The organism is Methylobacterium sp. E-005 (assembly GCF_022829725.1).
Lineage (GTDB): Bacteria > Pseudomonadota > Alphaproteobacteria > Rhizobiales > Beijerinckiaceae > Methylobacterium.
Genome location: NZ_JAKSYG010000231.1, coordinates 75,526 through 97,113, shown reverse-complemented (window position 1 = coordinate 97,113; position 21,588 = coordinate 75,526). Strand labels below are relative to the sequence as shown.

The window sequence follows — 21,588 nt, the reverse complement described above, 5'->3', positions numbered from 1 at the left end:
ACCACTTCAAGCGGCTCGCCATGATCGAGTACCAGCTCGGCGACACCGCCCATCACCTGCGCCGGATCACGCAGGACGAGAACGGCCTGCTGGCGGCGTAACCCCGGCGAACAAGGGGTTTCCAAAGGGCGAGCCCTTTGGTGGGGTGTCGGGGTGAAACCCCGACGAACAGGTCTTCGACCCCCGGAAGGGGGCCGGAGACCTGTTTCGCCGGGCCCTGCCCTGCACCCTCACGAGGTCTCGACCGTTTGAAACCGCCTTCGGATCGTCGCGCGGTCAGTTGAATAGCGTACCGACCCCGCCCTGCACCCGACCGAGGCCGGCGCGCGCGACAGAGTTGTTCGGGTCGATGGTCGAGGCGCGCTGGTAATTCTCCATCGCCTCCTTGCGCTGGCCCTGCTTCTCGTAGGCGAGGCCGCGATACGCCCAGGAGGTGGCGTCCTTGTTGTTGACGTTGAGCGCCGCGTTGTAGTCCTCGATCGCCTTGCCGTACTGGTTGGTGGCGATCAGGCTCTGGCCACGGGCCGCGTAGGGGGCGGCCACGAAGGGGTTGCGGTCGATGGCGGCGTCGAAATCGGCGATCGCCTGGGTCTCCTGACCCTGCTTCTGCCGCACGAGGCCGCGGGCATGGTAGGCCTCGGCCGATTCCGGCATGAGCCGGATCGCGACGTTGAGGTCGTTCAGCGCCTGATCGAGGTTGCCCTGGGCGCGCTCGACATTGGCGCGGCCGATATAGGCCGGGCCGTAATTCGGATCGATGCCGATCGCCTTGGTGAAATCCTGCAGCGCGGGGCCGTCGCGGCCGATCTGGCGGCTGGCCAGCGCCCGGTTGTTGTAGGCTGAGGCCGAGTTCGGATCGAGCTGGATCGCCTTGGTGAAATCCGCGATCGCGTCGTTGAACTGGCCGGCGCGGGCATAGGCGGCGCCGCGCGTGGTGTAGGCGGCCGCGTCGTTCGGATTGCGCTGGATCACCTCGGACAGCGAGGCGATGTTGACCGTGGTGGCGCCGGTCGTATCCGTCTCCAGCACCGCGTATTGGCGCGGTCCGGCGGCGCTCCCGACGGTCTCGCAGCCCGCGAGCGCCGCGGCCGAGACCAGGGCCGCGCCGATCAGCGCCGTCTTCCGTGCCAGCCCGTTGCGTACGATCATCGCCCCACTCTCCCCGAGGCGCGACCCGCATCCCGCGCGCCCGCCCCGCCCCTCGCCGTTCCAGAGCCCGCGCCGCGCGCCGGGCACACCCGCTCCGGGGCACCGTCGCGCATCACGGTGAAGGCCGGCTTAAGAAGCGCCCCTGCGCGATCCGACCCGTCGCCCGTCCCGGAGTGGGTGAATCGACCGGCAGCATTCGGCACCGACCACGCCGTGGTGGAAGCGGTGGGATGTGGCGAAGGTATGGCTCGCGCGCGCGCCGGCACTACCTCAGGCGCTCGGGCCGTCACGCAACGGAACAGGTGTGCCTTTGGGGCCTCAGCCGACCGGTTCGGATCCCAGCCGGGTGACGTGCCCCATCTTGCGGCCGGGCCGGGCTTCGCCCTTGCCGTAGAGGTGCAGGTGGGCGCCGGGCTCGGCCAGCAGCGCGTGCCAACCGTCGGCCTGGGCGCCGATCAGGTTGCGCATCTCCACCGGCAGGCCGCCGGTCCGGGCCGGATCGCCGAGCGGCCAGCCGCAGACCGCCCGGACGTGCTGGGCGAATTGCGAGGTTTGCGCGCCCTCGATGGTCCAATGGCCGGAATTGTGCACCCGCGGCGCGATCTCGTTGACCACGAGCCGCTCCACCCCGTCCTCCCGCACCAGAAACATCTCGACGGCGAGCACGCCGACATAATCGAGCGCGTCGGCGATGCGCTTGGCGATGTCGAGGGCGGCGCGGCCGGTCGCTGGGGTCAGGCCGGGGGCGGGCACCCGGGTCAGGGCCAGGATGTGGTCGCGGTGCTCGTTCTCGCACAGGTCGAAGGCCGCGAAGCTGCCGTCGCGCGCGCGGGCGCCCACCACCGAGACCTCGCGCTCGAACGGCACGAAGCCTTCGAGGATCAGCGGCGCGCCGCCGAACTCGGCGAACAGGGCGTTGCGGTCGCCCTCGGCCCGCTCCCGCAGGATGCGCTGACCCTTGCCGTCGTAGCCGAAACGGCGGGTCTTGAGCACCGCCGGCAGGCCGATCGCCGCGATCGCCCGGTCGAGATCGTCCGGTGTATCGACCGCCTGGAACGGCGCGGTCGGGATGCCGAGCCCGTTGATGAATTCCTTCTCCGACAGGCGATCCTGCGTGGTCGAGAGCGCCCGGGCGTTCGGGTGCAGGGGGGCGTGCGTCGCCAGGATGTCGGCGGTGGCGTGGGGGATGTTTTCGAACTCGTAGGTGACGACATCGACGCTCCGCGCGAAGGCCGCCAGGGCTTCCGCATCGTCGTAGGCCGCGCAGGTGGTGCGGGCGGCGACATCGAAAGCGGGGCTGTCGCGGTCGGGGGCGTAGACGTGCACCTTGAGGCCGTAATTCGCCGCCGCGAGCGCGATCATGCGCCCGAGCTGCCCGCCGCCGACGATGCCGAGGGTGGAGCCGGGGCCGAGGGTCTTGTCCGTCACGATGTCGCTTCCGTCTCCGGCCGCTCGGCCACCGATGCGGTCTGAGCCGCGCGCCACGCGTCAAGACGCTCCGCCAGATCCGGGTCGGAGAGCGCCAGCACCGATGCGGCGAGCAGCGCCGCGTTGACAGCTCCGGCCCGGCCGATCGCCAGGGTGCCCACCGGGATCCCGGCCGGCATCTGCACGATGGAGAGCAGGCTGTCCTGTCCCGAGAGCGCCTTCGACTCCACCGGCACGCCGAAGACCGGCAGGCGGGTCATCGCCGCCGCCATGCCGGGCAGGTGGGCGGCGCCGCCCGCCCCCGCGATCACGACCTTGAACCCGGCCGCGACCGCGCCCTTGGCGAAGGCGACGAGCCGGTCGGGGGTGCGGTGGGCCGAGACGATCCGCGCGTCGTAGGGCACGGCCAGCGCGTCGAGCGTCTCGGCGGCGTGCCGCATGGTCGCCCAGTCGGACTGGCTGCCCATGATGATCGCAACCGGAGGCGACGCCATCGTTGATCCCGGCAAAAGAGGGCGCTTACAGGCGCGGCGGCCCTGCGGCAAGGCTGCGCGGGACGGCGTCCACCGGCATCAGGCGATGATGTCCGGCGTGATCGCGTCCTCGATATGGAAGATCCGGTCGCGCAGGGTGAGCTTACGCTTCTTCAGGCGCTGGATCTGGAGTTGATCCCCGGCGACGCTGCGCTCCAGCGCCTCGATGGCGCTGTCGAGATCCCGGTGCTCCTCGCGCAACCGGGCCAGCTCGGCCTGGAGGTCCGACTGCGCGTTCTCACCCGACTCGTCCGCCATCGTCACCTGCGGGCCAAAGGATCGCTCATCACCCGATGAGAGCATGCGTCACGCCCTTCCCTGGGACAAGCCATGCCGGGAAGCCTTCACCAAGCTTAGCCGGAGAAAACGCTTCAACAGGTGCGGCATCCTGTGTCAGTCTTGGCGTGTCGAAACGATGACAGGAGATTCGACTCATGTCGCTGCAGACGCATCTGAGCCAACTCGCCCGGAAGCACGAAGCCCTCGAGCGCGAGATTCACGAAGCGATCCACAGGCCTTCGGCGAACGACCTCCACATCGCCGAACTGAAGCGACGGAAACTCCTCCTCAAGGACGAGATCAACCGGCTCCGGGGGGCCGGCGACACCCTGCACTGAGCCGCTGATCCACTTTTATCGATAGCGTACCACCATGACAGCCGCCGCGTCGGGAGCCCCGCCGCGGCGGTTTTACGATGGATTCTGCGGGACCGCCGCGCGGCGCTTCCCGGTTCCCACGACGGGCGCGAACCCGTCTCGCCCCCGCGCGAGAATGCGCTACTCTGGCCCCCGCCGCCGGAGAGCGGCACGGGGAACGCCGACCGATGACGACCGCCAGCCTTCCGGGCCGCTATCCGGAGATCTACGACGCAGCTCTTCGCGACCCGGAGGCGTTCTGGCTCGACGCGGCCCGGGCGATCGACTGGGCGCAGGCGCCCAAGCAGGCCTTCGCATCGGATTCCGGCCCCTACGGCCGCTGGTTTCCGGACGGGTCGCTCAACGCCTGCCACAACGCCGTCGATCGCCATGCCGACGGGCCGCGGGCGGAGCAGGTGGCGATTCGCTACGATTCCCCCGTCACCGGCACGAAGCGCAGCATCACCTATCGGGCATTGCGCGATGAAGTCGCGACGCTGGCCGCGGTGCTGGCCGGTCTCGGGGTCGGCAAGGGCGACCGGGTGATCCTCTACATGCCGATGGTGCCCGAGGCCCTGTTCGGCATGCTGGCCTGCGCGCGGCTCGGCGCGGTCCATTCCGTGGTGTTCGGCGGCTTCGCGGCGAACGAGCTGGCGGTGCGGATCGAGGATGCGGCGCCCAAGGTGGTGCTGGCGGCCTCCTGCGGGATCGAGCCGAACCGCGTGGTCGCCTACAAGCCGCTGCTCGACGCGGCGATCGACGCCTCGCGCCACAAGCCGGATTCCTGCCTGATCCTCCAGCGCCCGCAAGCCGCGGCGACGCTCGTGCCGGGGCGGGACCGCGACTGGGCCGAGGCGGTGGCAGCGGCCCAAGCGGCGGGGGAGCGGACGGCGTGCGTGCCGGTCGCCGCCACCGACCCGCTCTACATCCTCTACACCTCCGGCACGACCGGAAAGCCCAAGGGCGTGGTCCGCGATACGGGCGGCTACCTCGTGGCGCTCGCGTGGTCGATGCCCAACCTCTACGGCGTGCAGCCCGGCGAGACCTATTTCTGCGCCTCCGACATCGGCTGGGTCGTCGGGCATTCTTACATCGTCTACGCGCCACTCCTGCACGGCTGCACCACGGTGCTGTACGAGGGCAAACCCGTGGGCACCCCCGATGCCGGCGCCTTCTGGCGGGTCGTCGCCGAATACGGCGTCGTGTGCCTGTTCACGGCGCCGACCGCGCTGCGGGCGATCAAGAAGGAGGATTCCGCCGGCGCCCGGATCGCCGATTACGACTTGTCGGCCTTCCGCAGCCTGTTCCTGGCCGGCGAGCGCGCGGACCCGGATTCGGTCGCCTGGGCCGAGCGGGTGCTGAACCGCCCGGTCATCGACCATTGGTGGCAGACCGAGACCGGCTGGCCGATCGCCGGCAACCCGATGGGCCTCGGCCTGCTGCCGGTGAAGCACGGCAGCACCTGCGTGCCGATGCCGGGCTACCGGGTCGCGGTGCTGGACGAGGGCGGCAAGCCCGTCCCGGCCGACACGATGGGCACCATCGCGATCCGCCTGCCCCTGCCGCCCGGCTGCCTCCCGACCCTCTGGGGCTCGGACGAGCGGATGCGGTCGAGCTACCTCGCGACCTTCCCGGGCTATTACGACACCTCGGATGCCGGGGTGATCGACGGCGACGGCTACATCACGGTCCTGGGGCGGACCGACGACATCATCAACGTGGCGGGCCATCGGCTCTCGACCGGCGGCATGGAGGCGGTGCTGGCCGGCCATCCGGACGTGGCCGAATGCGCGGTGATCGGCATCCGCGATGCGCTGAAGGGGGAGGTGCCCTGCGGCTTCGTGGTGCTGAAGACCGGCGTCGACCGTCCCACCAAGGCGATCGAGAAGGAACTGGTCGCCAAGGTGCGCGACGAGATCGGCCCGGTGGCGGCCTTCAAGCTGGCGCTCACCGTGCCGCGGCTGCCCAAGACCCGCTCGGGCAAGATCCTGCGGGCCACCATGAAGCGCATCGCCGACCACGAACCGTGGACGATGCCGGCCACGATCGACGACGCCACGGCCCTCGACGAGATCGGCGAGAGCCTGAAAGGGCGCGGCATCGGCGAAACCTAGGGATCCCAAAGGGCAAGCCCTTTGGTGGGGTGTCGGGGTAAAACCCCGACGCACGGGTTCGGTGGCCCCCTGGTGGGGGCGCCGAACCCGTATGCAGAGCTCTGCCCTGCACCCGCGAAAGGGCTCGCCCTTTCGAAACCGTGACTTTCCGGGATGGGACGCCTTGCGCTTCGCCTGCCCATAGCCATCTCTAGACCATCCAACCGGATGGCCTGGAGATGGTGAGGCGATGAACGACCCCAGACCCGAGGCCCGGCTGAAGGTGCCGGACAGCGAGAAGATCACGGTCAATCTCGGCTTCGTCGATCTCGGCCGCGTCGACCTGATGGTCCGGGACGGCTTCTACGCCAACCGGGCCGACTTCATCCGCACCGCCGTGCGCAACCAGCTCGACCGCCACGACGACGCCCTGCGCCAATCCGTGGCCCGGCGCCAACTCCGCCTGGGGATCGCGCATTTCGGGCGCGCCGAGCTCGAAGCGGCCCGCGATTCCGGGCGCCCCCTGCACATCCAGGTCCTCGGCCTCGCCACCGTGGCAAGCGACGTCACGCCGGATCTCGCCCGCGCCGCCATCGCCTCCGTGGAGGTTCTCGGCACCTTCCAGGCGAGCCCCGCCGTAAAGGCCGCCCTCGCCGACCGGATCGCCTGACGCCCCGCAGCCGGACGCAGAGGCACCTCAACCGTCCGGCCCTGTCCGAACTCCGTCCCGAAGGATCGGCCCATGTTCCGTTTTCCCAAATTCGACTTTTCGAAAGTCGATGTTTCCAAGTTCGACCCCTCCAAGTTCGATCTGCCTCCGCGCGCGGGTCTGAATCCCGACGCCTCCGGCCCCGGCGCCGACCGACTCGCGGAGCGGATGGCGCGGTTCCAGCGCGCGCAGACGGAAACCTTCGCCAAGTGGGCGCAGACCTATGGCCGACCGGGGGCCGCCCTCGGTCCGGCCGGCCGCGAGACGATCCTCGACATGGAGGCGCCCGAAGCCCCCGGCGGCGCCTGGACGGCCCCCCGGCCAGGGCAGGGCAGGGCGGCGGAGCCGGAACTCGACCTGTCGGCCTTGATGCGGGGACGTCCGGCCGCCCGGGGCCGGTCACCGGTCCCGGTCCCACCCGGCGCGCGGTTCGAGGAGCGGGTGTTCACCGGTGCTGCCGGCAGCCGGCGCTACAAGGTCTACGTGCCGAGCGGCTATACCGGTCAGGCGCTGCCCCTGGTGGTGATGCTGCACGGCTGCACCCAGAATCCGGACGATTTCGCCGCCGGCACGCAGATGAACACGTTGGCCGAGGCGCAGACATTCCTGGTCGCCTATCCGGCGCAGGCGCAATCGGCACACATGCAGCGGTGCTGGAACTGGTACGCGGCCGGCGATCAGGCGCGCGAGGGCGGGGAACCGGAACTCATCGCCGGCATCGCCCGGGCCGTGATGGCGGAATTCTCGGGCGATCCGACCCGGGTCTACGCGGCCGGGCTCTCGGCCGGCGGCGCCGCGGCGGCGATCCTGGCGGCGACTTACCCGGACCTGTTCGCGGCGGTCGGGATCCATTCCGGACTGGCCTGCGGGGCTGCACGCGACCTGCCGGGCGCGCTCGCAGCGATGAAGGGGCAGGCCGGGCCCACGCGGACGAACCGTCAGGCGGTGCCCACCATCGTGTTCCACGGCGACGGCGACCGCACCGTCCATCCCGCCAACGGCGATCAGGTGATGGCCCAGGCCGGCGCGGCCCCGGGCCTCACCGAGACCGTCACGCGGGACACGAGCCCGGGGGGCATCGCCTATACCCGCACCATCCGCAGGGACGCAGGCGGTCGGCCGGTCCAGGAGCAGTGGCTCCTGCACGGGGCCGGGCATGCCTGGTCGGGGGGCAGCCCGGCCGGATCCTACACGGAGCCCCGGGGCCCCGATGCGAGCCGCGCGATGCTGCGCTTCTTCCTGTCCCACGCGCTGGAACCGCGCGGCCGGGCCTGAACCCGGGCGCGCGGGCGCCACTCAGTTGGCGTCGGAATCGTCCCCATCGTCGTCCTGGGCAACGCCGGCCTCCGGAGTCCGCGCGGACAGACTCGACGTATAGGCTTCGGGCCCCGTCCGGCTCGCGAGCGCGGCCGGCATCCGCTGCGGGCCCGGCTCGGACGGGATCAGGGTCGCGGTCGCCGCGATCAGTCGGGCCATCGAGCGCAGCTTCTCGGGCTGGCGCGGGTCGCGGGCGATCAGCGCCGCGTCCTGCTGCAGGCGCAGGTTGCAGGCCTCGGTGGGCAGACCGCCATCCGGCGTGCAGGCATCGTGCCGGGCGCAGGCCGCGTCGAGGGCATCGATCGGCGGCAGCGGGGCGTTGTTGCCCGGTCCGCAATAATTGCCGTGGATCAGGATCTTGGGTCCGCCGAAGGCAGCGGGCTGGGCCTGTGACGGCGCCGCGAGGGCAGCGTAGCCGGCAGCGAGGAGGAGCGGGGCGGCAAGTCTCGTGAGCATCGTAGGAACCTCATGCGATCTCGCCCCCTCAGGCGGTTCGCGTCGGCTGCCGCGGTGCGGCAGGAGGCCAAAAAACGGTCGGCCATATCCGCAAGTTCCCGCGATGGCACGGTGCAGGGGTGCTGTGCCGCACCGCACTGGCTCCCGCGCCCATCCTGCGCCAGAGTGAGCCTTCCATCAGGAGTCGCCGATGACCGCTCGCCTGTTCGAACCGCTGACACTCGACGCGCTCACCCTCGAGAACCGCATCCTGATCGCGCCGATGTGCCAGTATTCGGCCCGGGACGGCGAGGCCACCGACTGGCACATGATGCATCTGGGCCAGCTCGCCATGTCGGGGGCCGGCCTGCTCACCCTGGAGGCCACCGCGGTCTCGCCGGAGGCGCGGATCACCGCCTGGGACCTCGGGCTCTACAACGACGGTTGCGAGCGGGCGCTCGGCCGCGTGCTCGACGCGGTGCGCGAATACGCGCCGATCCCGATCTGCATCCAGATCGCCCATGCCGGGCGCAAGGCGTCGAGCGCGGCCCCCTGGGACGGCGGCCAGCAGATCCCGCCCGAGCACGCTTACGGCTGGCGCACCGAGGCGCCCTCGGCTCTGGCGCACGGGGAGGGCGAGGTGCCGCCCCACGCCCTCGACGGCGCCGACCTGAAGCGCGTCCGGGATGAATTCGTGGCCACCGCCAAGCGCGCCGTGCGCCTCGGCATCGAGTCCGTGGAACTACACGGCGCCCACGGCTACCTGCTGCACCAGTTCCTGTCGCCGATCGCCAACAAGCGCACCGACCAGTACGGCGGCAGTCTGGAGAACCGGATGCGCTTCCCGCTGGAGGTCTACGACGCGGTGCGCGACGTCGTCCCGGCGGGCAGCCCGGTCTGGTTGCGCGTCTCGGCCACCGACTGGGTCGAGGACGGCTGGGACATCGACGAGACCGTGGAGTTGGCCAGGGCGCTCAAGCGGGCGGGCTCGCCGGCGCTCCACGTCTCCACGGGGGGCGTCTCGCCCAAGCAGGCGATCAAGCTCGGGCCGGGCTATCAGGTGCCCTACGCCGAGCGGATCAAGGCCGAGACCGGGCTGACCACCATCGCAGTCGGGCTGATCACCGAAGCGAGCCAAGCCGAGGCAATCCTGCAGGAGGGCAGGGCGGACGCGATCTCGCTGGCGCGCGCCATGCTCTACGATCCGCGCTGGCCCTGGCACGCGGCGGCCGAACTCGGCGCCTGGGTCCGGGCGCCCAAGCAGTACTGGCGCTCGCAGCCGCGGGAGTACAAGGACCTGTTCAAGGACACGGCGTTCGGGCAGCGGTGACGCGGCTCCCGCCTCTCGGGTCGACGCGCCGATCCCGCCGGACTGGCTCGGCACCGGGTCCGTGCATCACAGACGAATCCCGGCGTGCTGGACCGTGCGCAGGGCTGATCTCGACCCGAGACAGCCGCGCCGACGATCGTCAGGATCAGCCGCGAGCGGAACAAACGCACCTGAAGCCGCCCGTCCGGCCGCACTCAGGTCGCGGGCCCGCCTTGGTCCATACTGGTATAAGTGTACTAGTTCCCGGTGGTGCCTCAGCCAAGTAGAGTATCAGGAGTTGCATCGTTAAAGCGACGTGCAGCTTAGAGTATTCAATGATCTATGTTAGTCACCGCGCCAAATTTTGCTACTTCGACGAGAATAGATTGTTATTCATTATTGGCAATTGTTAAAACTGGAACAGAAACGAAAGACACGCTATGATTGGACTGCGCAACCGGGAGGCGCATGCAACCCTCGACGCGATCGGATTGTCGCAGGGGATCATAGAGTTCCGGCTCGACGGAACTATTCTCACTGCGAATCGCAATTTCCTGACCGCGGTTGGTTACACTCTCGCAGAGATTCAAGGCCAAAATCACAGCTTATTCGTAGAACCCGCTCACCAAGACAGCACAGAGTACCGCGCCTTCTGGGATGCCCTCCGCCGCGGAACCTATCGCGCCGCCGAATTCAAGCGCATTGCAAAAGGCGGCCGGAAGATCTGGATCCAGGCGAGCTACAACCCCGTTCGAGACCGGTCCGGTCGTGTGTCGAAGATTGTCAAGATCGCCACCGACATCACCGGGCAGAAGGCTCATAGCCTCGACCTGGACGGACAGATCTCGGCCCTGCACCGCTCGCAGGCGGTGATCTCGTTCTCTCCGGAGGGCACCATCCTCGACGCCAATCCCAATTTCCTCGCGGCGATGGGTTACACGCTCGATGAGGTGAAAGGGCGCCATCACAGCCTGTTCGTGGACGCGGCGGAACGGTCGAGCGAAGGCTACCGGCGGTTCTGGGCATCCCTGGCACAGGGGGAGTTCAAGTCGGCCGAGTTCCAGCGGGTCGCCAAGGGCGGACGCACGGTGTTCATCCAGGCGACCTACAACCCGATCACGGGTCCGGAGTGACGTGTCGTCAAGGTTGTGAAATTTGCCACCGACATCACCGCGCAAGTGCATGAGCGCCAGCGCCGGATCGAGGTCCAGCGAGCCATCGGCGCCGATCTGGATGCGATCGGCACGGCGGTCGAGCATGTGACGCAGCAGACGACCGAGACCGTCGGCACGGTCGGGCAGGTCTCCAACGAAATCCGGAGCGTCGCGTCAGGCGCGGAGGAACTGTCCGCCTCGGTCGGCGAGATCAGCCAGCAGGTCAGCCACGCGGCCCGCATGGCCGGCGAGGCGGTCGTGCAGGCCCAGCAAACCGGGGGCATCGTCGAGGGCTTGAGTGGGCAGGCGGCGCAGATCGGCGCGGTGGTGACGATGATCCAGGGAATCGCCTCGCAGACCAACCTCCTGGCCCTCAACGCCACGATCGAGGCCGCCCGCGCGGGCGCGGCGGGCAAGGGCTTCGCGGTCGTGGCCTCCGAGGTGAAGGCGCTGGCCGAGCAGACCGCCAAGGCCACCGACCAGATCCGGGGCCAGATCACCGCCACTCAGGCGGCGACGCGCGAGGCGGTGGGGGCGATTGAGACGATCCAGAGCACGATCCGGGCCCTGGATGAGATCTCGGCCGCGATTACCGCGGCGGTCGAGGAGCAGTCAGCCGTGACCCGGGAGATGTCGGGCAGCATGCACGCCGCCGCGCACGGGGTGGCGACGATCGCGGGCGGCATGGAAGCCATCGCGCGGGCGAGCGAACAGGTCGATGCCGCGACGCGTCAGGTGCGTGAGGCGGCACGCGCCGTGGGCTGAACCCGCGCCGAGACGATCGAACGAACGCCGCGCACATCGCGGCCGGATCCACGATCACGGTCCTGTCCGCTTCGACGCCCCGCCGGCTCAGAAGCGGACAGCCGCGAAACCGCCCGACGCAGCCCTTCACTCGGTCGCGCTGATCCGATCAGCGCCTAGCGCGGCGCAGCCCCGACCATCGGTCCGAGCGGCCGGCTGATATCGGTCCGGCCGAGATTGGGTGCGTGGAGGCTCGACACCGTGCCGTCGAGGAACAGGGCGTTGCGGCAGCCGAGATCATCCTTGAACAGCCGCGCGAAGGCCCCGAAGGTCACGGGCCGCTCGGAGATCGCGAAGATCGCCACGTGCCCGTCCTCGACCACGCCCACGCCGTTGCGGATCTTCTGGCTCGGCCCGTCGGCGGAAATCTTCGGGTGGATCTGGCCGTCGATCACCAGCATGGGCCCGGATTGCGTGGCGTAGTCGGGGCGGATTTTCGCACGCAGGTAATGGGGGGTGTCGAGCACCCCCGCGCGCTCGCCCTTCACCCAGAACACGCCGTTCGGCTTGAGGTGGAAGTTGCCCGGCCCGTCCGCGGTGGAGACGTGCTTCATCTCGCGCCCGCCCTCGACGTAGAGGCCCACCGGCGCCTGATCCTTGTCGTACATGCCGGCATTCATCGCGAAGTCGAGGTGCCGCCCCTGCGCCTCGGCGAGAATGCCGAGCGATCCATAGGGCCGCCCGTCCGGCTGCAGCCAGAACAGCCGCAGCCGCTGACGCCGCAGGTCGATCGTGCAGATCGTGAAGGTCTCGCCCTGGGCCTCCATCGCCCGGCAGGGCTCGGAGGTTGCCGGTGCAGCCGTGGCGGGCCGGGGCGCAGTCAGCGCGAGGAGCGCGATCAACAGGGCGTGAGCCGGGCGTAGCGTCATGACACGTTCCATGCTGCTCGGGGTGGCGGACGCGGCGCCTGTCGCTCCCGAAAGCGGCAATTTTCGAGCCCGAAGCCGTCCCGGGGCTTGCCGGCCGAACAGCGGCGGCACGTCGCGGTCTTCACCTGAACTGTTTCGTACAGTCCGACGTTTCTAGGATCAGAGGGCGGTTTTCGACGGAGATGACGTAATGAAGGGTGCAGTGCTCTGCTCGACCCTGCTGGCGGCGGGCGCCCTGGCGTTCGCGCCGGCCAGCGCGGATGCGCGCGGTTTCGGCGGCGGCGGCTTCCATGGCGGTGGTTTCGGCGGCGGGTTCCACGGCGGCGGCTTCGGCGGCTTCCGCGGTGGTGGCTTCCGGGGCGGTGGCTTCGGCGGCGGCTTCCGGGGCGCCGGCTTCCGGGGCGGCGGGTTCGGCTATCGCGGTGGCTACGGTCGCGGTTACGGCTATCGCGGCGGCTATGGCTACGGCCTTGGCGGACTGGGTCTCGGTGTCGGCCTGGGCCTCGCGGCCGGTGGCCTCTACGGAGGCTATGGCGGTTACGGCGGCTACGGCTACCCGGGTTACGGCTACGGCTATGGCGGTGGTTACGCCCCGGTCGGCTACGGGTATGGTGGCGATTACGGCTACGGCGGCGGCTGCTACACCGTCCCGCGGGTACGCTGGACCCCCTACGGCTACCGCCGGGTGCTGGTCGAGCGCTGCTACTGAGCCGCCAATCGACAGCGAAAAAGTCTGGACAGGCCGCCTTCGGGCGGCCTTTTCCTTGCGCGCCGCCGCGCAGCGTTGGACAGCTCAGTCTGAGACGCTGATACTGGTATCAGGCGGCGGGAGGCAGCGATGAGCACGGCAACCGGGCAGGGAAATACGGGCGTGGACGCGGTCGCGATTCACGACGCCAGCCTCACCGCCTTCTACCGATCGATGACGCCAACGGAACGGCACACCTTCTGGGCCTGTGCCGCCGGCTGGTGCCTCGACGGCATGGACTTCATGATCTACCCGCTGGTGATCGGGACGATCATGAGCCTGTGGCACGTGGATTCCGGCACGGCCGGGCTCGCCGCCACGGTGACGCTGCTGGCCTCGGCGCTCGGCGGCTGGCTCGCGGGCTTCGTCGCCGATCGGATCGGCCGGGTGCTCACCCTGCAGATCACGATCCTGTGGTTCTCGGTGTTCTCGCTGCTCTGCGCCTTCGTGCAGAGTTTTGACCAGTTGCTCGTCGCCCGGGCGATCCTGGGCCTCGGCTTCGGCGGCGAATGGGCGGCGGGCGCCGTCCTGATCGGCGAGACGATCCGGGCCGAGTATCGCGGCCGGGCGGTCGGCTCGGTGCAGTCGGGCTGGGCGATCGGCTGGGGGCTCGCGGTCCTGTCGCAGGCGGTGCTGTTCTCGCTCCTGCCGCCCGAGACCGCGTGGCGCTGGATGTTCGCGGTCGGTGCGCTCCCGGCGCTGCTGATCTTCTATCTGCGCCGCTACGTCGAGGAGCCGCAGGTCGCCGCCGAGACCCGCGCCCGGGCGGCGGCCACCGGCGACCGGCCGCAGATCTGGGAGATCTTCTCCGGTCCGATCCTCAAGACGACGCTCCTCGCCTCCCTGGCGGCGGCGGGCTGCCAGGGCGGCTACTACGCGATCACCACCTGGGTGCCGCGCTTCCTCACCACCGAGCGCCACCTCTCGGTCGTCTCCTCCACCGGCTACCTGTCGGCGCTGATCATCGGGTCGTTCACCGGCTACCTCGTCGGCGCGTGGCTCGCCGACCGGCTCGGACGCCGCCCGCTGTTCCTGATCTTCTCCCTGGGCGCCATCGCGGTGATCGTCGCCTACACGCAGATCCCGCTCTCGAACGGCATGCTCTGGGTGCTGGGCTTTCCGCTGGGCTTCTTCGCCTCCGGCTACTTCTCCGGGATGGGCGCCTTCCTGACCGAACTCTACCCGACGCGGCTGCGCGGCTCGGGGCAGGGGTTCTGCTACAATTTCGGCCGGGGCATCGGGGCGCTGTTCCCGGCGCTCGTCGGCTACCTGTCGGAGCGCGTCGGCCTCGCCTCGGCGATCGCGATCTTCGCGGCCGCCGCCTACGGGGTGTTCTTCGTGGCGGCCTACGCGTTGCCCGAGACGCGCGGCAAGGTCCTGCACGCGGATAGCTGAGCATGCCCGAGATCCGAGACTGCCCCGCCCCGGACCCGCACCCGGGCGGCCCGACCCGCTACGCCGTGCCGGCGGGCGCGGTCGACACCCACGCCCACGTGATCGGCCTGCCGCCCGCCTACCCGCTGGTGCCGGACCGGAGCTACACGCCCCCGGCGGCCCCGGCGGAGGCCTATTGCGCCATGCTCGACGGGACCGGCATGGCCAACGGCGTGCTGGTCCAAGTCAGCGTCCACGGCACCGACAACCGGCTGATGGTCGAGACCCTGCGCGCCCACCGGCAGCGCCTGCGCGGCATCGCGGTGATCCCCCTCGGCCTGCCCGACGCGGAGCTCGCCGCCCTGAAGGAATCGGGGGTGGTGGGCCTGCGCCTCAACGTGCTGTTCGGCGGCGGGGTCGGGCTCGAGCGGATCGAGTCCTACGGGGCGCTCGCCCGGGAGATGGGCTGGCACCTCCAGTTCCTTCTCGACGCCCGGGACCTGCCGCCGATCGCCGGCCGCCTGTCGCGGCTGCCGGTGCCCCTGGTCTTCGACCATATGGGCCACATGCCGACCTCGGCGGGGGTGGACCACCCGGGCTTCCAGGCGCTGCTCGGCCTCGTCGCCGACGGGAATTGGGTCAAGCTCTCGGGCGCGTTCCGGGATACGGTGACCGGGCCGCCCTACGCCGACACGATCCCCTTCGCCCGCGCCCTCAATGATGCCGCGCCGGAGCGCTGCCTCTGGGGCTCGGACTGGCCCCACGTCGCCGCCTGGGACGGGCCGCCGCGGACGACGATGCTCCTCGACCTCATGGCCGATTGGGTGCCGGACGCGGACCGGCGCCGGCTGGTCTTCGTCGACAATCCGCGGCGGCTCTACGGCTTCGGATAGGACCGGCGCCAATCGTGGTTTCGAAAAGTCGAGACCTTTCGCGGGTCCGGGGCAGAGCCCTGCTGAACGACCTCTAACGCCGCCGCGATTCGTCCTGCGGCAGGTGGCGGCCGTAGACCTCCTGCTTCTCCGCGCGCTCGCGGATCAGGTCGGCATAGGCCTGCCGCATCTCGGGAGAGACGCTGACGCTCTTGCCCTTGGCGGGCTTGCGCTTGGGCGCCTTCTTGAAGGTGTTGCTCGCGTCGGTCATGCCGGGCTCCGCGTCGAACCGTGGCGGCATCGCGTGGCCGGAGGGCCGATCGGGCCGTCCAGCCGCCGCCCCGGGCCGGACATCCACCCTGTAGCGCATCCCGGCGACGGGCGCACGGCGGTCTGGTGTCGTCACCCGCGGATTCGATCTGGCCCGCCCCGGGCGCCTCTGCCAGGATCCGGGCGATTCTGATCGGGGAGGGCGGTCATGGATTCGGATGCGTCGGAACGGGGTCGTTTCCCGGTGGCTTCACGGGCGCGCCGCGGGCAGGCCGCGGTTTTGCTCGCCCTGCTGTTCGCCTCCGATCCCGCCGCCGCGCAAACCCAACAGCGGCCGGCCCGACCGGCGACGCCCGCCCCCGCACCGGCCGATCCCGCCTTCGAGGCCGCGCGGGCGACGTTCGAGGCCCTGCCCGAGCCGGAGCGCAAGGCGATCCAGGACGCCCTCGTCTGGACCGGCGACTTCAACGCCGTCGTGTCGGGCGGGTTCGGCCGCCGGACCTTCGAGGCGCTCAACGCCTATCGCACCCGCACCAAGGGCGCCGATCCCCTCGACCCGCGCGGGCGGACAGCCCTGCTGGGGGCGGGCGCGGCGGCCCGGAACGCGGCGCGCTTCCGGATCGCCCCGGATCCCGGCAGCGGCGCCGTGATGGGCGTGCCCGAGCGCCTGCTGTCGAAGCGCACCACCCTCGTCGCGGGCACGCGCTGGCAGAGCCAGGATGGGCGGGTAACTCTGGAGAGCCGTGCCTACCCGCCGGGGGGCGAGACCCTGGACACCCTGTTCGAGAAGGCGGTCGCGCCGTTGCCGAGCCGCAAGGTGACCTACAAGCTGAAGCGACCCGACGTCGTGGTGATCACAGCCGAGACCGGGGCCGGCCTGTCCTACATTCGCTACGCCGCCGGGCCGGCCGGCGTGCGCGGTTTCCTGTTCGGCTACGACAAATCCCTGGCGCCGGAGGTCGATCGTCTGGTGATCGCGGTGGCGAACGCCTTCGTGCCGTTCCCGGAGGCCGCCGCGCCAGCCAGCCCAGTCGCCGCGATCCCGTCGGCTCCGGCCCGCTCCGAGACCGGCGCGACCGCAGCGCAGGATCTGCCCGCCGCGGGCGCCGGCCTCACGGTGGCGCCGGGCCGGGTCCTCACGGCCTCCGCGGCGCTGGAGACCTGTGCCGCCCCCCGCATCGGCGCGGAGCCGGCCCGGATGCTGGCTGCGGATTCCTCTGGTCTCACGCTGCTCGACGCATCCGGGGCCCCCGCCCCGATCCGACCTGCCGTTCGTCGGGACCCGGTCGGCGTGGAGGATAACCTGATCGCCCTCGCACCGGGCCCGGATGGAAACGTGGCCGCTCCGGGAAGCGCCGTCGCGGGCGATGTCGTCGCGGCCCTTCAGACGGGTTCGGCCGGTGCCCCGGTGCTCGACCGGTCCGGACGGCTCGTCGGGCTCGTCGCCCGCTATCCGGCGGCGCCGCGCCGGGTTGCCGGGATCGTGCCTCCCGCACGCCTGCCGCTGATCCCATCCGAAAAGATCACCGCGTTCCTCGCGGGTCAGGGGATCGCCGAGGCGAAGACGCCCCTGGACGGAGGCCCCGGGGCGGTCGCATCCGCTGTGGTCGGGATTGCTTGCCGCTGAGCGCAGGGCTTATCCGGCGCCGGAAGCAGCCTGGGCCCTGATCGTCCGCCGTTCCCGACCGCAGGGCAATCGGGAACGGCTCGCGCCTTACAGCCGGCCGGTGACCAGCAGCACGATCAGCACGATCAGCAGGATGCCGCCGAGGCCGAAGCCCGGGCCGCGATAGGCGCCGCCGCCCAGGAAGCCGCCGCCGCCGAAGGCCAGGATGATCAGGATGATGAGTAGAATGGTGACGAGGGACATCTGGCGAGCACTCCGAACGGTCGCGCTGGTGCGAGCGTGACCGTTCAAACGCTGCGACAATCCGTTCCGTTCAATCTCCGCCCAAGCTTTTCTTAGAAAAGTGCGGATGGCCGTCGTCCGGTCAGGCGTGCCAGTCCGGCAGCGGGTCCTGCGGGGCGTCGAGCCAGCCCGGCACCGGCAGGTTGCGCTCGGTGAGGAAGGCCGGGTTGAACAGCTTCGAGGCGTAGCGCGCCGCCCCGTCGCACAGGATCGTCACGATGGTGTGGCCAGGCCCGAGTTCCCGGGCCAGCCGGATCGCCCCGGCGACGTTGATGCCCGACGAGCCGCCGAGCGACAGCCCCTCCTCCCGCATCAGGCCGAAGACGATGTCGAGGGCCTCGCGATCCGGGATGCGGAAGGCGTGATCCGGGGTGAAGCCTTCGAAGTTCTTCGTGATCCGGCCCTGGCCGATCCCCTCGGTGATCGAGGATCCCTCGGCCCTCAGGGTCCCGGTCGTGTAATGCGCGTAGAGGGCCGAGCCCTCCGGGTCCGAGAGGGCGATCGTCACCTTGGGGTTGCGGGCGCGCAGGGCCTCGGCAATGCCGGCCAGCGTGCCGCCGGTGCCAGCCGCGCAGACGAAGCCGTCGACCTGGCCGCCGGTCTGATCCCAGATCTCCGGGCCGGTGCCGTCGATGTGCGCCTGCCGGTTGGCGACATTGTCGAACTGGTCGGCGAAGAAGGCACCCGCCGGCTCCGTGGCGGCGAGTTTTTCGGCGAGGCGCCGGGCCACGTGGACGTAGTTGTTCGGGTTGGCGAAGGGCACGGCCGGCACCTCGACGAGGCGCGCGCCCGCCAGCCGCAGGGTCTGCTTCTTCTCCTCGGACTGGGTGACCGGGATGACGATCAGCGTCCGGTAGCCGCGCACCGAGGCCACCAGGGCGAGACCGATGCCGGTGTTCCCGGCGGTGCCCTCCACGATGGTGCCATTCGGCCGGATCAGGCCCCTGGCCTCGGCGTCCCGCACGATCGAGAGCGCCGCGCGGTCCTTCACCGACAGGCCGGGGTTGAGGAACTCGGCCTTGCCGTAGATGGCGCAGCCGGTCTCTTCGGAGGCTCGGCGCAGGCGGATCAGCGGCGTCTGGCCGACGGCGGCGAGGACGTCGGCGGCGGGGTCGCGACTCGGTGCGGTCATGAGCGGGAGCCTAGGAGAAGCCGCTGGATTCAGAAAGACGATTCCGCGGCGGACACGACGGAACTCCCGTCTTCGAGATCGGAGCGTAGCCGCTCCACCAACCGGTCAACGGCCTCCTCCGCCTGCGCGATAGACGCGTTCAGCCGCGCATCGGCGAACTCGTCATACTCGACGGCCACGATGTCACTGACGGCGAGCCCGATATAGGCGAGCGGCACCGTCAAACCGGCCTCGACGAGGTTCCTGGCAGCGAGGGGGCCACCCGGATCGTAGCCGAAGTCACCCCGTGCCGTCAGGATGACCAGCCGCTTGCCCGGCGCCAGCAGCGGCCAGTAGGGCACGCCCGCACGCGCCCGATCGAAGCCGAAGGTCACGCCGACCCGCACGATGTTGTCGATCCATGCCTTGAGCGGGGCGGGCACACCGAAATTGTACATCGGCGCGCCGATGACCAGGAGATCGGCTGCCATCAGCTCGGCGGTCAGCTGGTCGCTCTCCGCCAGCACCGCGTGCTGCGCGTCGTCGCGCCGGTCCGGCGGACAGAACGCGGCGGCGATCCAGCTCGCAGAGACCGGACTCGGCGGCGCGGCTCCGACGTCGCGATAGGTGACGACATCGTCGGGACGGAGGGCGGACCAGCGATCGACGAACCGGCGGCTGAGCCGCCGCGTATGCGAGCCATGCCGGTCGCGCCCGGAGAGACCCGGGCGGGCGCTGGAATCGACATGCAGGAGGCGCAGGGGCGCGGCGAGCGACATGGGGATGTCAACCTCATCGGTTCTGTTGCTGGCGATCGGACCATCGTCCATCAAAGCCTTGCTGACGAACGCGAATTGCTCACCCGATGGCTGAGTCTCCTTCATCCATGATGCGTCGCCGCCTGCCGCCCCTGGCCGCACTGCGGGCCTTCGAGGCGGCCGCGCGCCACCTCAGCTTCCGCCGAGCCGCCGCCGAACTCGGGGTGACGCCGACCGCGATCAGCCACCAGATCCGGCTTCTCGAAGCGACCCTGGGCCTGCCCCTGTTCGTCCGGGAAGTCCGGCGCGTGGCCCTGACCGTGACCGGCCGGCGGCTCTACCCGGCCCTGCGCGACGGCTTCGATACCTTCGAACGCGGCCTCGCCGACCTGTCACCGCGGACGGGACGCAAGGCGGTGACGCTGACCGCCACGACCCTGTTCACAGCGCGCCGACTGTTGCCGGCCCTGGGTGCGTTCCGCGGGCGGCATCCGGCCTTCGATCTGCGGCTGCACGCTTCGGACGATCTCGTCGATCTCGCCGCGGGCTTGGCCGATATCGCGGTCCGCTACGGATCGGGGCCCTTCGCCGGGTTGATCACCGAGCCGCTCCTGTCCGAGCGGTTCGGCGTCCTGTGCAGTCCGAGCCTCGGCCTGTCTGTCCCGGAGGATCTGAAGCAGGTCCCACTCCTGCACGTCGAATGGAAGCGGCCCGACATGGCGCCGGACTGGCGCCGATGGGCACGCTTGGCGGGCCTGAGCGGCTTGACGGTCGATGCGGGGCCGCGTCTCACGGATGACGGCCAAGCACTTCAGGCGGCCGTGGCCGGTCATGGCGTGGTCGTCGCCAGCCTCGTGCTCGCAGGGCCTGAAATCGAGGCCGGCCTCCTCGTCCACCCGTTCGGACCGGTGATCGCGGGCGAGACGTACCACGTGGCCGCGACGCCCGAGAACATGGCGTGCGCCGACGTGCGTGCGGTTCGGGATTGGCTCAGGGCCTTGGTTTGCGGACCCTAGGTCTCGGCACGGTGCACCTGTCTACTGCGACGCTCCGGGACGGCGGCTCACCCGAACACGTGCCCCCCGTTGATGCGCAGCCCCACCGGATGCCCGGCGGCGTAGCGCACGCCGTCGAAATCCTCCACGGCGAGTACGCGGCCCTCGGCGTCGACCACCTCGATCCGCTGGCGGCCTTGCGTCCGGTACGAGCTGCGCACGGTGCCGGACAGGTGCGCGGATTCGGGCTCGGCAAGCTGCAGCTGCCAGGGGCGCACGTAGAGCTTCACCGGGCCGATCGTCCCGGCCGGCGCGACGACCGGCGTCTCCCGGCCCCGCACCAGCACCCGGCCGCCCTCCGCGATCGCCTCGACCTCGACCGAGTCGCCCAGAAACTTCATCACCGTGGCGGAGGCCGGGTGCTCCTGCACTTCATCCGGCGTGCCGACCTGCTCCAGGCGGCCGCGATCCAGCACCGCCACCCGGTCGGAGAGCTCCAAAGCCTCGTCCTGGTCGTGGGTCACGAAGATCGTGGTCTGGCCGGTCCGGTCGTGGATCTCGCGCAGCCAGCGGCGCAGGTCTTTTCGGACCTGGGCGTCCAGAGCGCCGAAGGGCTCGTCGAGGAGCAGCACCCGCGGCTCGACCGCGAGCGCCCGGGCGAGGGCGACGCGCTGGCGCTGGCCGCCCGAGAGCTGCGACGGGTAGCGGTCGCCGAATCCCGAGAGCCGGATCAGGTCGAGCAGATCGCCGACCCGGCGCTTGATCTCGGCCTTGACGGGCCGGTCGGCGCGGCGGCGCGCGTTCAGCCCGTAGGCGATGTTGTCGGCCACGCTCATGTGCTTGAACAGCGCGTAGTGCTGGAACACGAAGCCCACCGCCCGCTCCTGCACGGCGAGGCCGGTGGCGTCGTCGTCGCCGAACAGGATCCGGCCCCGGTCCGGCGCGTCGAGCCCGGCGATGATGCGCAGCAACGTCGTCTTGCCCGAGCCCGAGGGGCCGAGCAGCCCGATCAGCTCCCCCGCCCGCACGTCGAGGGAGAGGTCGTGCAGCACCGCCGCCGTGTCGAAGGTCTTCGAGACGTTCTCGACCCGGATCGCCGTGGAGGGACGATCCAAG

The 21,588-nt window shown here is 70.4% G+C and carries 21 protein-coding genes and 1 pseudogene; 11 read left to right on the top strand and 11 right to left on the bottom strand.

What is annotated here, in order from left to right:
- Positions 1 to 276 precede the first annotated feature (276 nt).
- From MKK88_RS28455 to MKK88_RS28440, 4 genes are all read right to left on the bottom strand, one after another.
- Entirely contained in the window at positions 277 to 1,149 is an 873-nt protein-coding gene (locus MKK88_RS28455; RefSeq protein WP_244005827.1) for a tetratricopeptide repeat protein, read from the bottom strand.
- 318 nt (positions 1,150 to 1,467) lie between these two features.
- Complete coding sequence (locus MKK88_RS28450) at positions 1,468 to 2,577, bottom strand: 5-(carboxyamino)imidazole ribonucleotide synthase (RefSeq protein ID WP_244005825.1); 1,110 nt, start codon at positions 2,575 to 2,577, stop codon at positions 1,468 to 1,470.
- Entirely contained in the window at positions 2,574 to 3,071 is a 498-nt protein-coding gene (purE, locus tag MKK88_RS28445; RefSeq protein ID WP_244005823.1) for a 5-(carboxyamino)imidazole ribonucleotide mutase, read from the bottom strand. The genes MKK88_RS28450 and purE overlap by 4 nt, the downstream gene beginning before the upstream one ends.
- A gap of 78 nt (positions 3,072 to 3,149) precedes the next feature.
- Positions 3,150 to 3,368, bottom strand: coding sequence for a YdcH family protein (locus MKK88_RS28440; RefSeq protein ID WP_244005821.1), 219 nt, complete (start codon positions 3,366 to 3,368; stop codon positions 3,150 to 3,152).
- 176 nt (positions 3,369 to 3,544) lie between these two features.
- Between MKK88_RS28440 and MKK88_RS28435 the strand changes: the two genes are divergently transcribed.
- The 4 genes from MKK88_RS28435 to MKK88_RS28420 all read left to right on the top strand — a co-directional run bounded on the left by MKK88_RS28435 (position 3,545) and on the right by MKK88_RS28420 (position 7,822).
- The gene (locus MKK88_RS28435; RefSeq protein WP_243919813.1) at positions 3,545 to 3,727 is read left to right on the top strand and encodes a YdcH family protein; all 183 of its coding nucleotides are present in this window, start codon (positions 3,545 to 3,547) and stop codon (positions 3,725 to 3,727) included.
- Positions 3,728 to 3,933: 206 nt separating this feature from the next.
- Positions 3,934 to 5,859: a propionyl-CoA synthetase gene (locus MKK88_RS28430; protein ID WP_244005820.1), complete on the top strand. Its 1,926-nt coding sequence runs from the start codon at positions 3,934 to 3,936 to the stop codon at positions 5,857 to 5,859.
- A 229-nt stretch (positions 5,860 to 6,088) separates the two neighbouring features.
- Positions 6,089 to 6,508, top strand: coding sequence for a CopG family transcriptional regulator (locus MKK88_RS28425; protein ID WP_244005817.1), 420 nt, complete (start codon positions 6,089 to 6,091; stop codon positions 6,506 to 6,508).
- A gap of 72 nt (positions 6,509 to 6,580) precedes the next feature.
- Positions 6,581 to 7,822, top strand: coding sequence for an alpha/beta hydrolase family esterase (locus tag MKK88_RS28420; protein WP_244005815.1), 1,242 nt, complete (start codon positions 6,581 to 6,583; stop codon positions 7,820 to 7,822).
- Between the two features lie 21 nt (positions 7,823 to 7,843).
- On the opposite strand, the gene MKK88_RS28415 is transcribed toward MKK88_RS28420, so the two are convergent.
- Positions 7,844 to 8,320, bottom strand: a complete 477-nt coding sequence (locus MKK88_RS28415) for a hypothetical protein (protein ID WP_244005814.1) — start codon at positions 8,318 to 8,320, stop codon at positions 7,844 to 7,846.
- 190 nt (positions 8,321 to 8,510) lie between these two features.
- Here MKK88_RS28415 and MKK88_RS28410 point away from each other — a divergent pair, with 190 nt between their 5' ends.
- Entirely contained in the window at positions 8,511 to 9,629 is a 1,119-nt protein-coding gene (locus MKK88_RS28410; RefSeq protein ID WP_244005811.1) for an NADH:flavin oxidoreductase/NADH oxidase, read from the top strand.
- 419 nt (positions 9,630 to 10,048) lie between these two features.
- A pseudogene (locus MKK88_RS28405) lies at positions 10,049 to 11,527 on the top strand (PAS domain S-box protein).
- Between the two features lie 155 nt (positions 11,528 to 11,682).
- On the opposite strand, the gene MKK88_RS28400 reads toward MKK88_RS28405, so the two are convergent.
- Entirely contained in the window at positions 11,683 to 12,435 is a 753-nt protein-coding gene (locus MKK88_RS28400) for a phosphodiester glycosidase family protein (RefSeq protein WP_244005809.1), read from the bottom strand.
- 190 nt (positions 12,436 to 12,625) lie between these two features.
- Between MKK88_RS28400 and MKK88_RS28395 the strand changes: the two genes are divergently transcribed.
- From MKK88_RS28395 to MKK88_RS28385, 3 genes are all read left to right on the top strand, one after another.
- Positions 12,626 to 13,144 carry a hypothetical protein gene (locus MKK88_RS28395; RefSeq protein WP_244005807.1) on the top strand — a complete coding sequence of 173 codons (519 nt, stop codon included), beginning with the start codon at positions 12,626 to 12,628 and terminating at the stop codon, positions 13,142 to 13,144.
- A 129-nt stretch (positions 13,145 to 13,273) separates the two neighbouring features.
- The gene (locus tag MKK88_RS28390; protein ID WP_244005805.1) at positions 13,274 to 14,578 is read left to right on the top strand and encodes an MFS transporter; all 1,305 of its coding nucleotides are present in this window, start codon (positions 13,274 to 13,276) and stop codon (positions 14,576 to 14,578) included.
- 2 nt (positions 14,579 to 14,580) lie between these two features.
- Complete coding sequence (locus MKK88_RS28385) at positions 14,581 to 15,450, top strand: amidohydrolase family protein (RefSeq protein WP_244005803.1); 870 nt, start codon at positions 14,581 to 14,583, stop codon at positions 15,448 to 15,450.
- 73 nt (positions 15,451 to 15,523) lie between these two features.
- On the opposite strand, the gene MKK88_RS28380 is transcribed toward MKK88_RS28385, so the two are convergent.
- Positions 15,524 to 15,835, bottom strand: a complete 312-nt coding sequence (locus tag MKK88_RS28380) for a hypothetical protein (RefSeq protein ID WP_244005802.1) — start codon at positions 15,833 to 15,835, stop codon at positions 15,524 to 15,526.
- 72 nt (positions 15,836 to 15,907) lie between these two features.
- Here MKK88_RS28380 and MKK88_RS28375 point away from each other — a divergent pair, with 72 nt between their 5' ends.
- Positions 15,908 to 17,326, top strand: coding sequence for a serine protease (locus MKK88_RS28375; protein ID WP_244005801.1), 1,419 nt, complete (start codon positions 15,908 to 15,910; stop codon positions 17,324 to 17,326).
- 87 nt (positions 17,327 to 17,413) lie between these two features.
- Here MKK88_RS28375 and MKK88_RS28370 read toward each other — a convergent pair whose 3' ends face one another.
- The 3 genes from MKK88_RS28370 to MKK88_RS28360 all read right to left on the bottom strand — a co-directional run bounded on the left by MKK88_RS28370 (position 17,414) and on the right by MKK88_RS28360 (position 19,498).
- Positions 17,414 to 17,569: a hypothetical protein gene (locus MKK88_RS28370; RefSeq protein ID WP_007563230.1), complete on the bottom strand. Its 156-nt coding sequence runs from the start codon at positions 17,567 to 17,569 to the stop codon at positions 17,414 to 17,416.
- 121 nt (positions 17,570 to 17,690) lie between these two features.
- Positions 17,691 to 18,740 (bottom strand): cysteine synthase A, encoded by a 1,050-nt coding sequence (locus MKK88_RS28365; RefSeq protein WP_244005799.1) that lies wholly within the window; start codon positions 18,738 to 18,740, stop codon positions 17,691 to 17,693.
- Between the two features lie 29 nt (positions 18,741 to 18,769).
- On the bottom strand, positions 18,770 to 19,498 hold the full coding sequence (locus MKK88_RS28360; protein ID WP_244005797.1) for an FMN-dependent NADH-azoreductase: 729 nt from the start codon (positions 19,496 to 19,498) through the stop codon (positions 18,770 to 18,772).
- Positions 19,499 to 19,605: 107 nt separating this feature from the next.
- Here MKK88_RS28360 and MKK88_RS28355 point away from each other — a divergent pair, with 107 nt between their 5' ends.
- Positions 19,606 to 20,493, top strand: coding sequence for a LysR substrate-binding domain-containing protein (locus tag MKK88_RS28355; RefSeq protein WP_244005795.1), 888 nt, complete (start codon positions 19,606 to 19,608; stop codon positions 20,491 to 20,493).
- A gap of 47 nt (positions 20,494 to 20,540) precedes the next feature.
- Here the strand turns inward: MKK88_RS28355 and MKK88_RS28350 are convergent, their stop codons facing one another.
- Positions 20,541 to 21,524, bottom strand: coding sequence for a sulfate/molybdate ABC transporter ATP-binding protein (locus tag MKK88_RS28350; RefSeq protein WP_409566723.1), 984 nt, complete (start codon positions 21,522 to 21,524; stop codon positions 20,541 to 20,543).
- Between the last annotated feature and the right edge of the window lie 64 nt (positions 21,525 to 21,588).

What these genes read in the sequence shown, in the direction of transcription:
- MKK88_RS28455 (WP_244005827.1), bottom strand. Translation starts at nt 1,149, where the DNA reads ATGATCGTACGCAACGGGCTGGCACGGAAGACGGCGCTGATCGGCGCG.
- purE (WP_244005823.1), bottom strand. Translation starts at nt 3,071, where the DNA reads ATGGCGTCGCCTCCGGTTGCGATCATCATGGGCAGCCAGTCCGACTGG.
- MKK88_RS28440 (WP_244005821.1), bottom strand. Translation starts at nt 3,368, where the DNA reads ATGGCGGACGAGTCGGGTGAGAACGCGCAGTCGGACCTCCAGGCCGAG.
- MKK88_RS28435 (WP_243919813.1), top strand. Translation starts at nt 3,545, where the DNA reads ATGTCGCTGCAGACGCATCTGAGCCAACTCGCCCGGAAGCACGAAGCC.
- MKK88_RS28430 (WP_244005820.1), top strand. Translation starts at nt 3,934, where the DNA reads ATGACGACCGCCAGCCTTCCGGGCCGCTATCCGGAGATCTACGACGCA.
- MKK88_RS28425 (WP_244005817.1), top strand. Translation starts at nt 6,089, where the DNA reads ATGAACGACCCCAGACCCGAGGCCCGGCTGAAGGTGCCGGACAGCGAG.
- MKK88_RS28420 (WP_244005815.1), top strand. Translation starts at nt 6,581, where the DNA reads ATGTTCCGTTTTCCCAAATTCGACTTTTCGAAAGTCGATGTTTCCAAG.
- MKK88_RS28415 (WP_244005814.1), bottom strand. Translation starts at nt 8,320, where the DNA reads ATGCTCACGAGACTTGCCGCCCCGCTCCTCCTCGCTGCCGGCTACGCT.
- MKK88_RS28410 (WP_244005811.1), top strand. Translation starts at nt 8,511, where the DNA reads ATGACCGCTCGCCTGTTCGAACCGCTGACACTCGACGCGCTCACCCTC.
- MKK88_RS28400 (WP_244005809.1), bottom strand. Translation starts at nt 12,435, where the DNA reads ATGACGCTACGCCCGGCTCACGCCCTGTTGATCGCGCTCCTCGCGCTG.
- MKK88_RS28395 (WP_244005807.1), top strand. Translation starts at nt 12,626, where the DNA reads ATGAAGGGTGCAGTGCTCTGCTCGACCCTGCTGGCGGCGGGCGCCCTG.
- MKK88_RS28390 (WP_244005805.1), top strand. Translation starts at nt 13,274, where the DNA reads ATGAGCACGGCAACCGGGCAGGGAAATACGGGCGTGGACGCGGTCGCG.
- MKK88_RS28385 (WP_244005803.1), top strand. Translation starts at nt 14,581, where the DNA reads ATGCCCGAGATCCGAGACTGCCCCGCCCCGGACCCGCACCCGGGCGGC.
- MKK88_RS28375 (WP_244005801.1), top strand. Translation starts at nt 15,908, where the DNA reads ATGGATTCGGATGCGTCGGAACGGGGTCGTTTCCCGGTGGCTTCACGG.
- MKK88_RS28370 (WP_007563230.1), bottom strand. Translation starts at nt 17,569, where the DNA reads ATGTCCCTCGTCACCATTCTACTCATCATCCTGATCATCCTGGCCTTC.
- MKK88_RS28365 (WP_244005799.1), bottom strand. Translation starts at nt 18,740, where the DNA reads ATGACCGCACCGAGTCGCGACCCCGCCGCCGACGTCCTCGCCGCCGTC.
- MKK88_RS28360 (WP_244005797.1), bottom strand. Translation starts at nt 19,498, where the DNA reads ATGTCGCTCGCCGCGCCCCTGCGCCTCCTGCATGTCGATTCCAGCGCC.
- MKK88_RS28355 (WP_244005795.1), top strand. Translation starts at nt 19,606, where the DNA reads ATGATGCGTCGCCGCCTGCCGCCCCTGGCCGCACTGCGGGCCTTCGAG.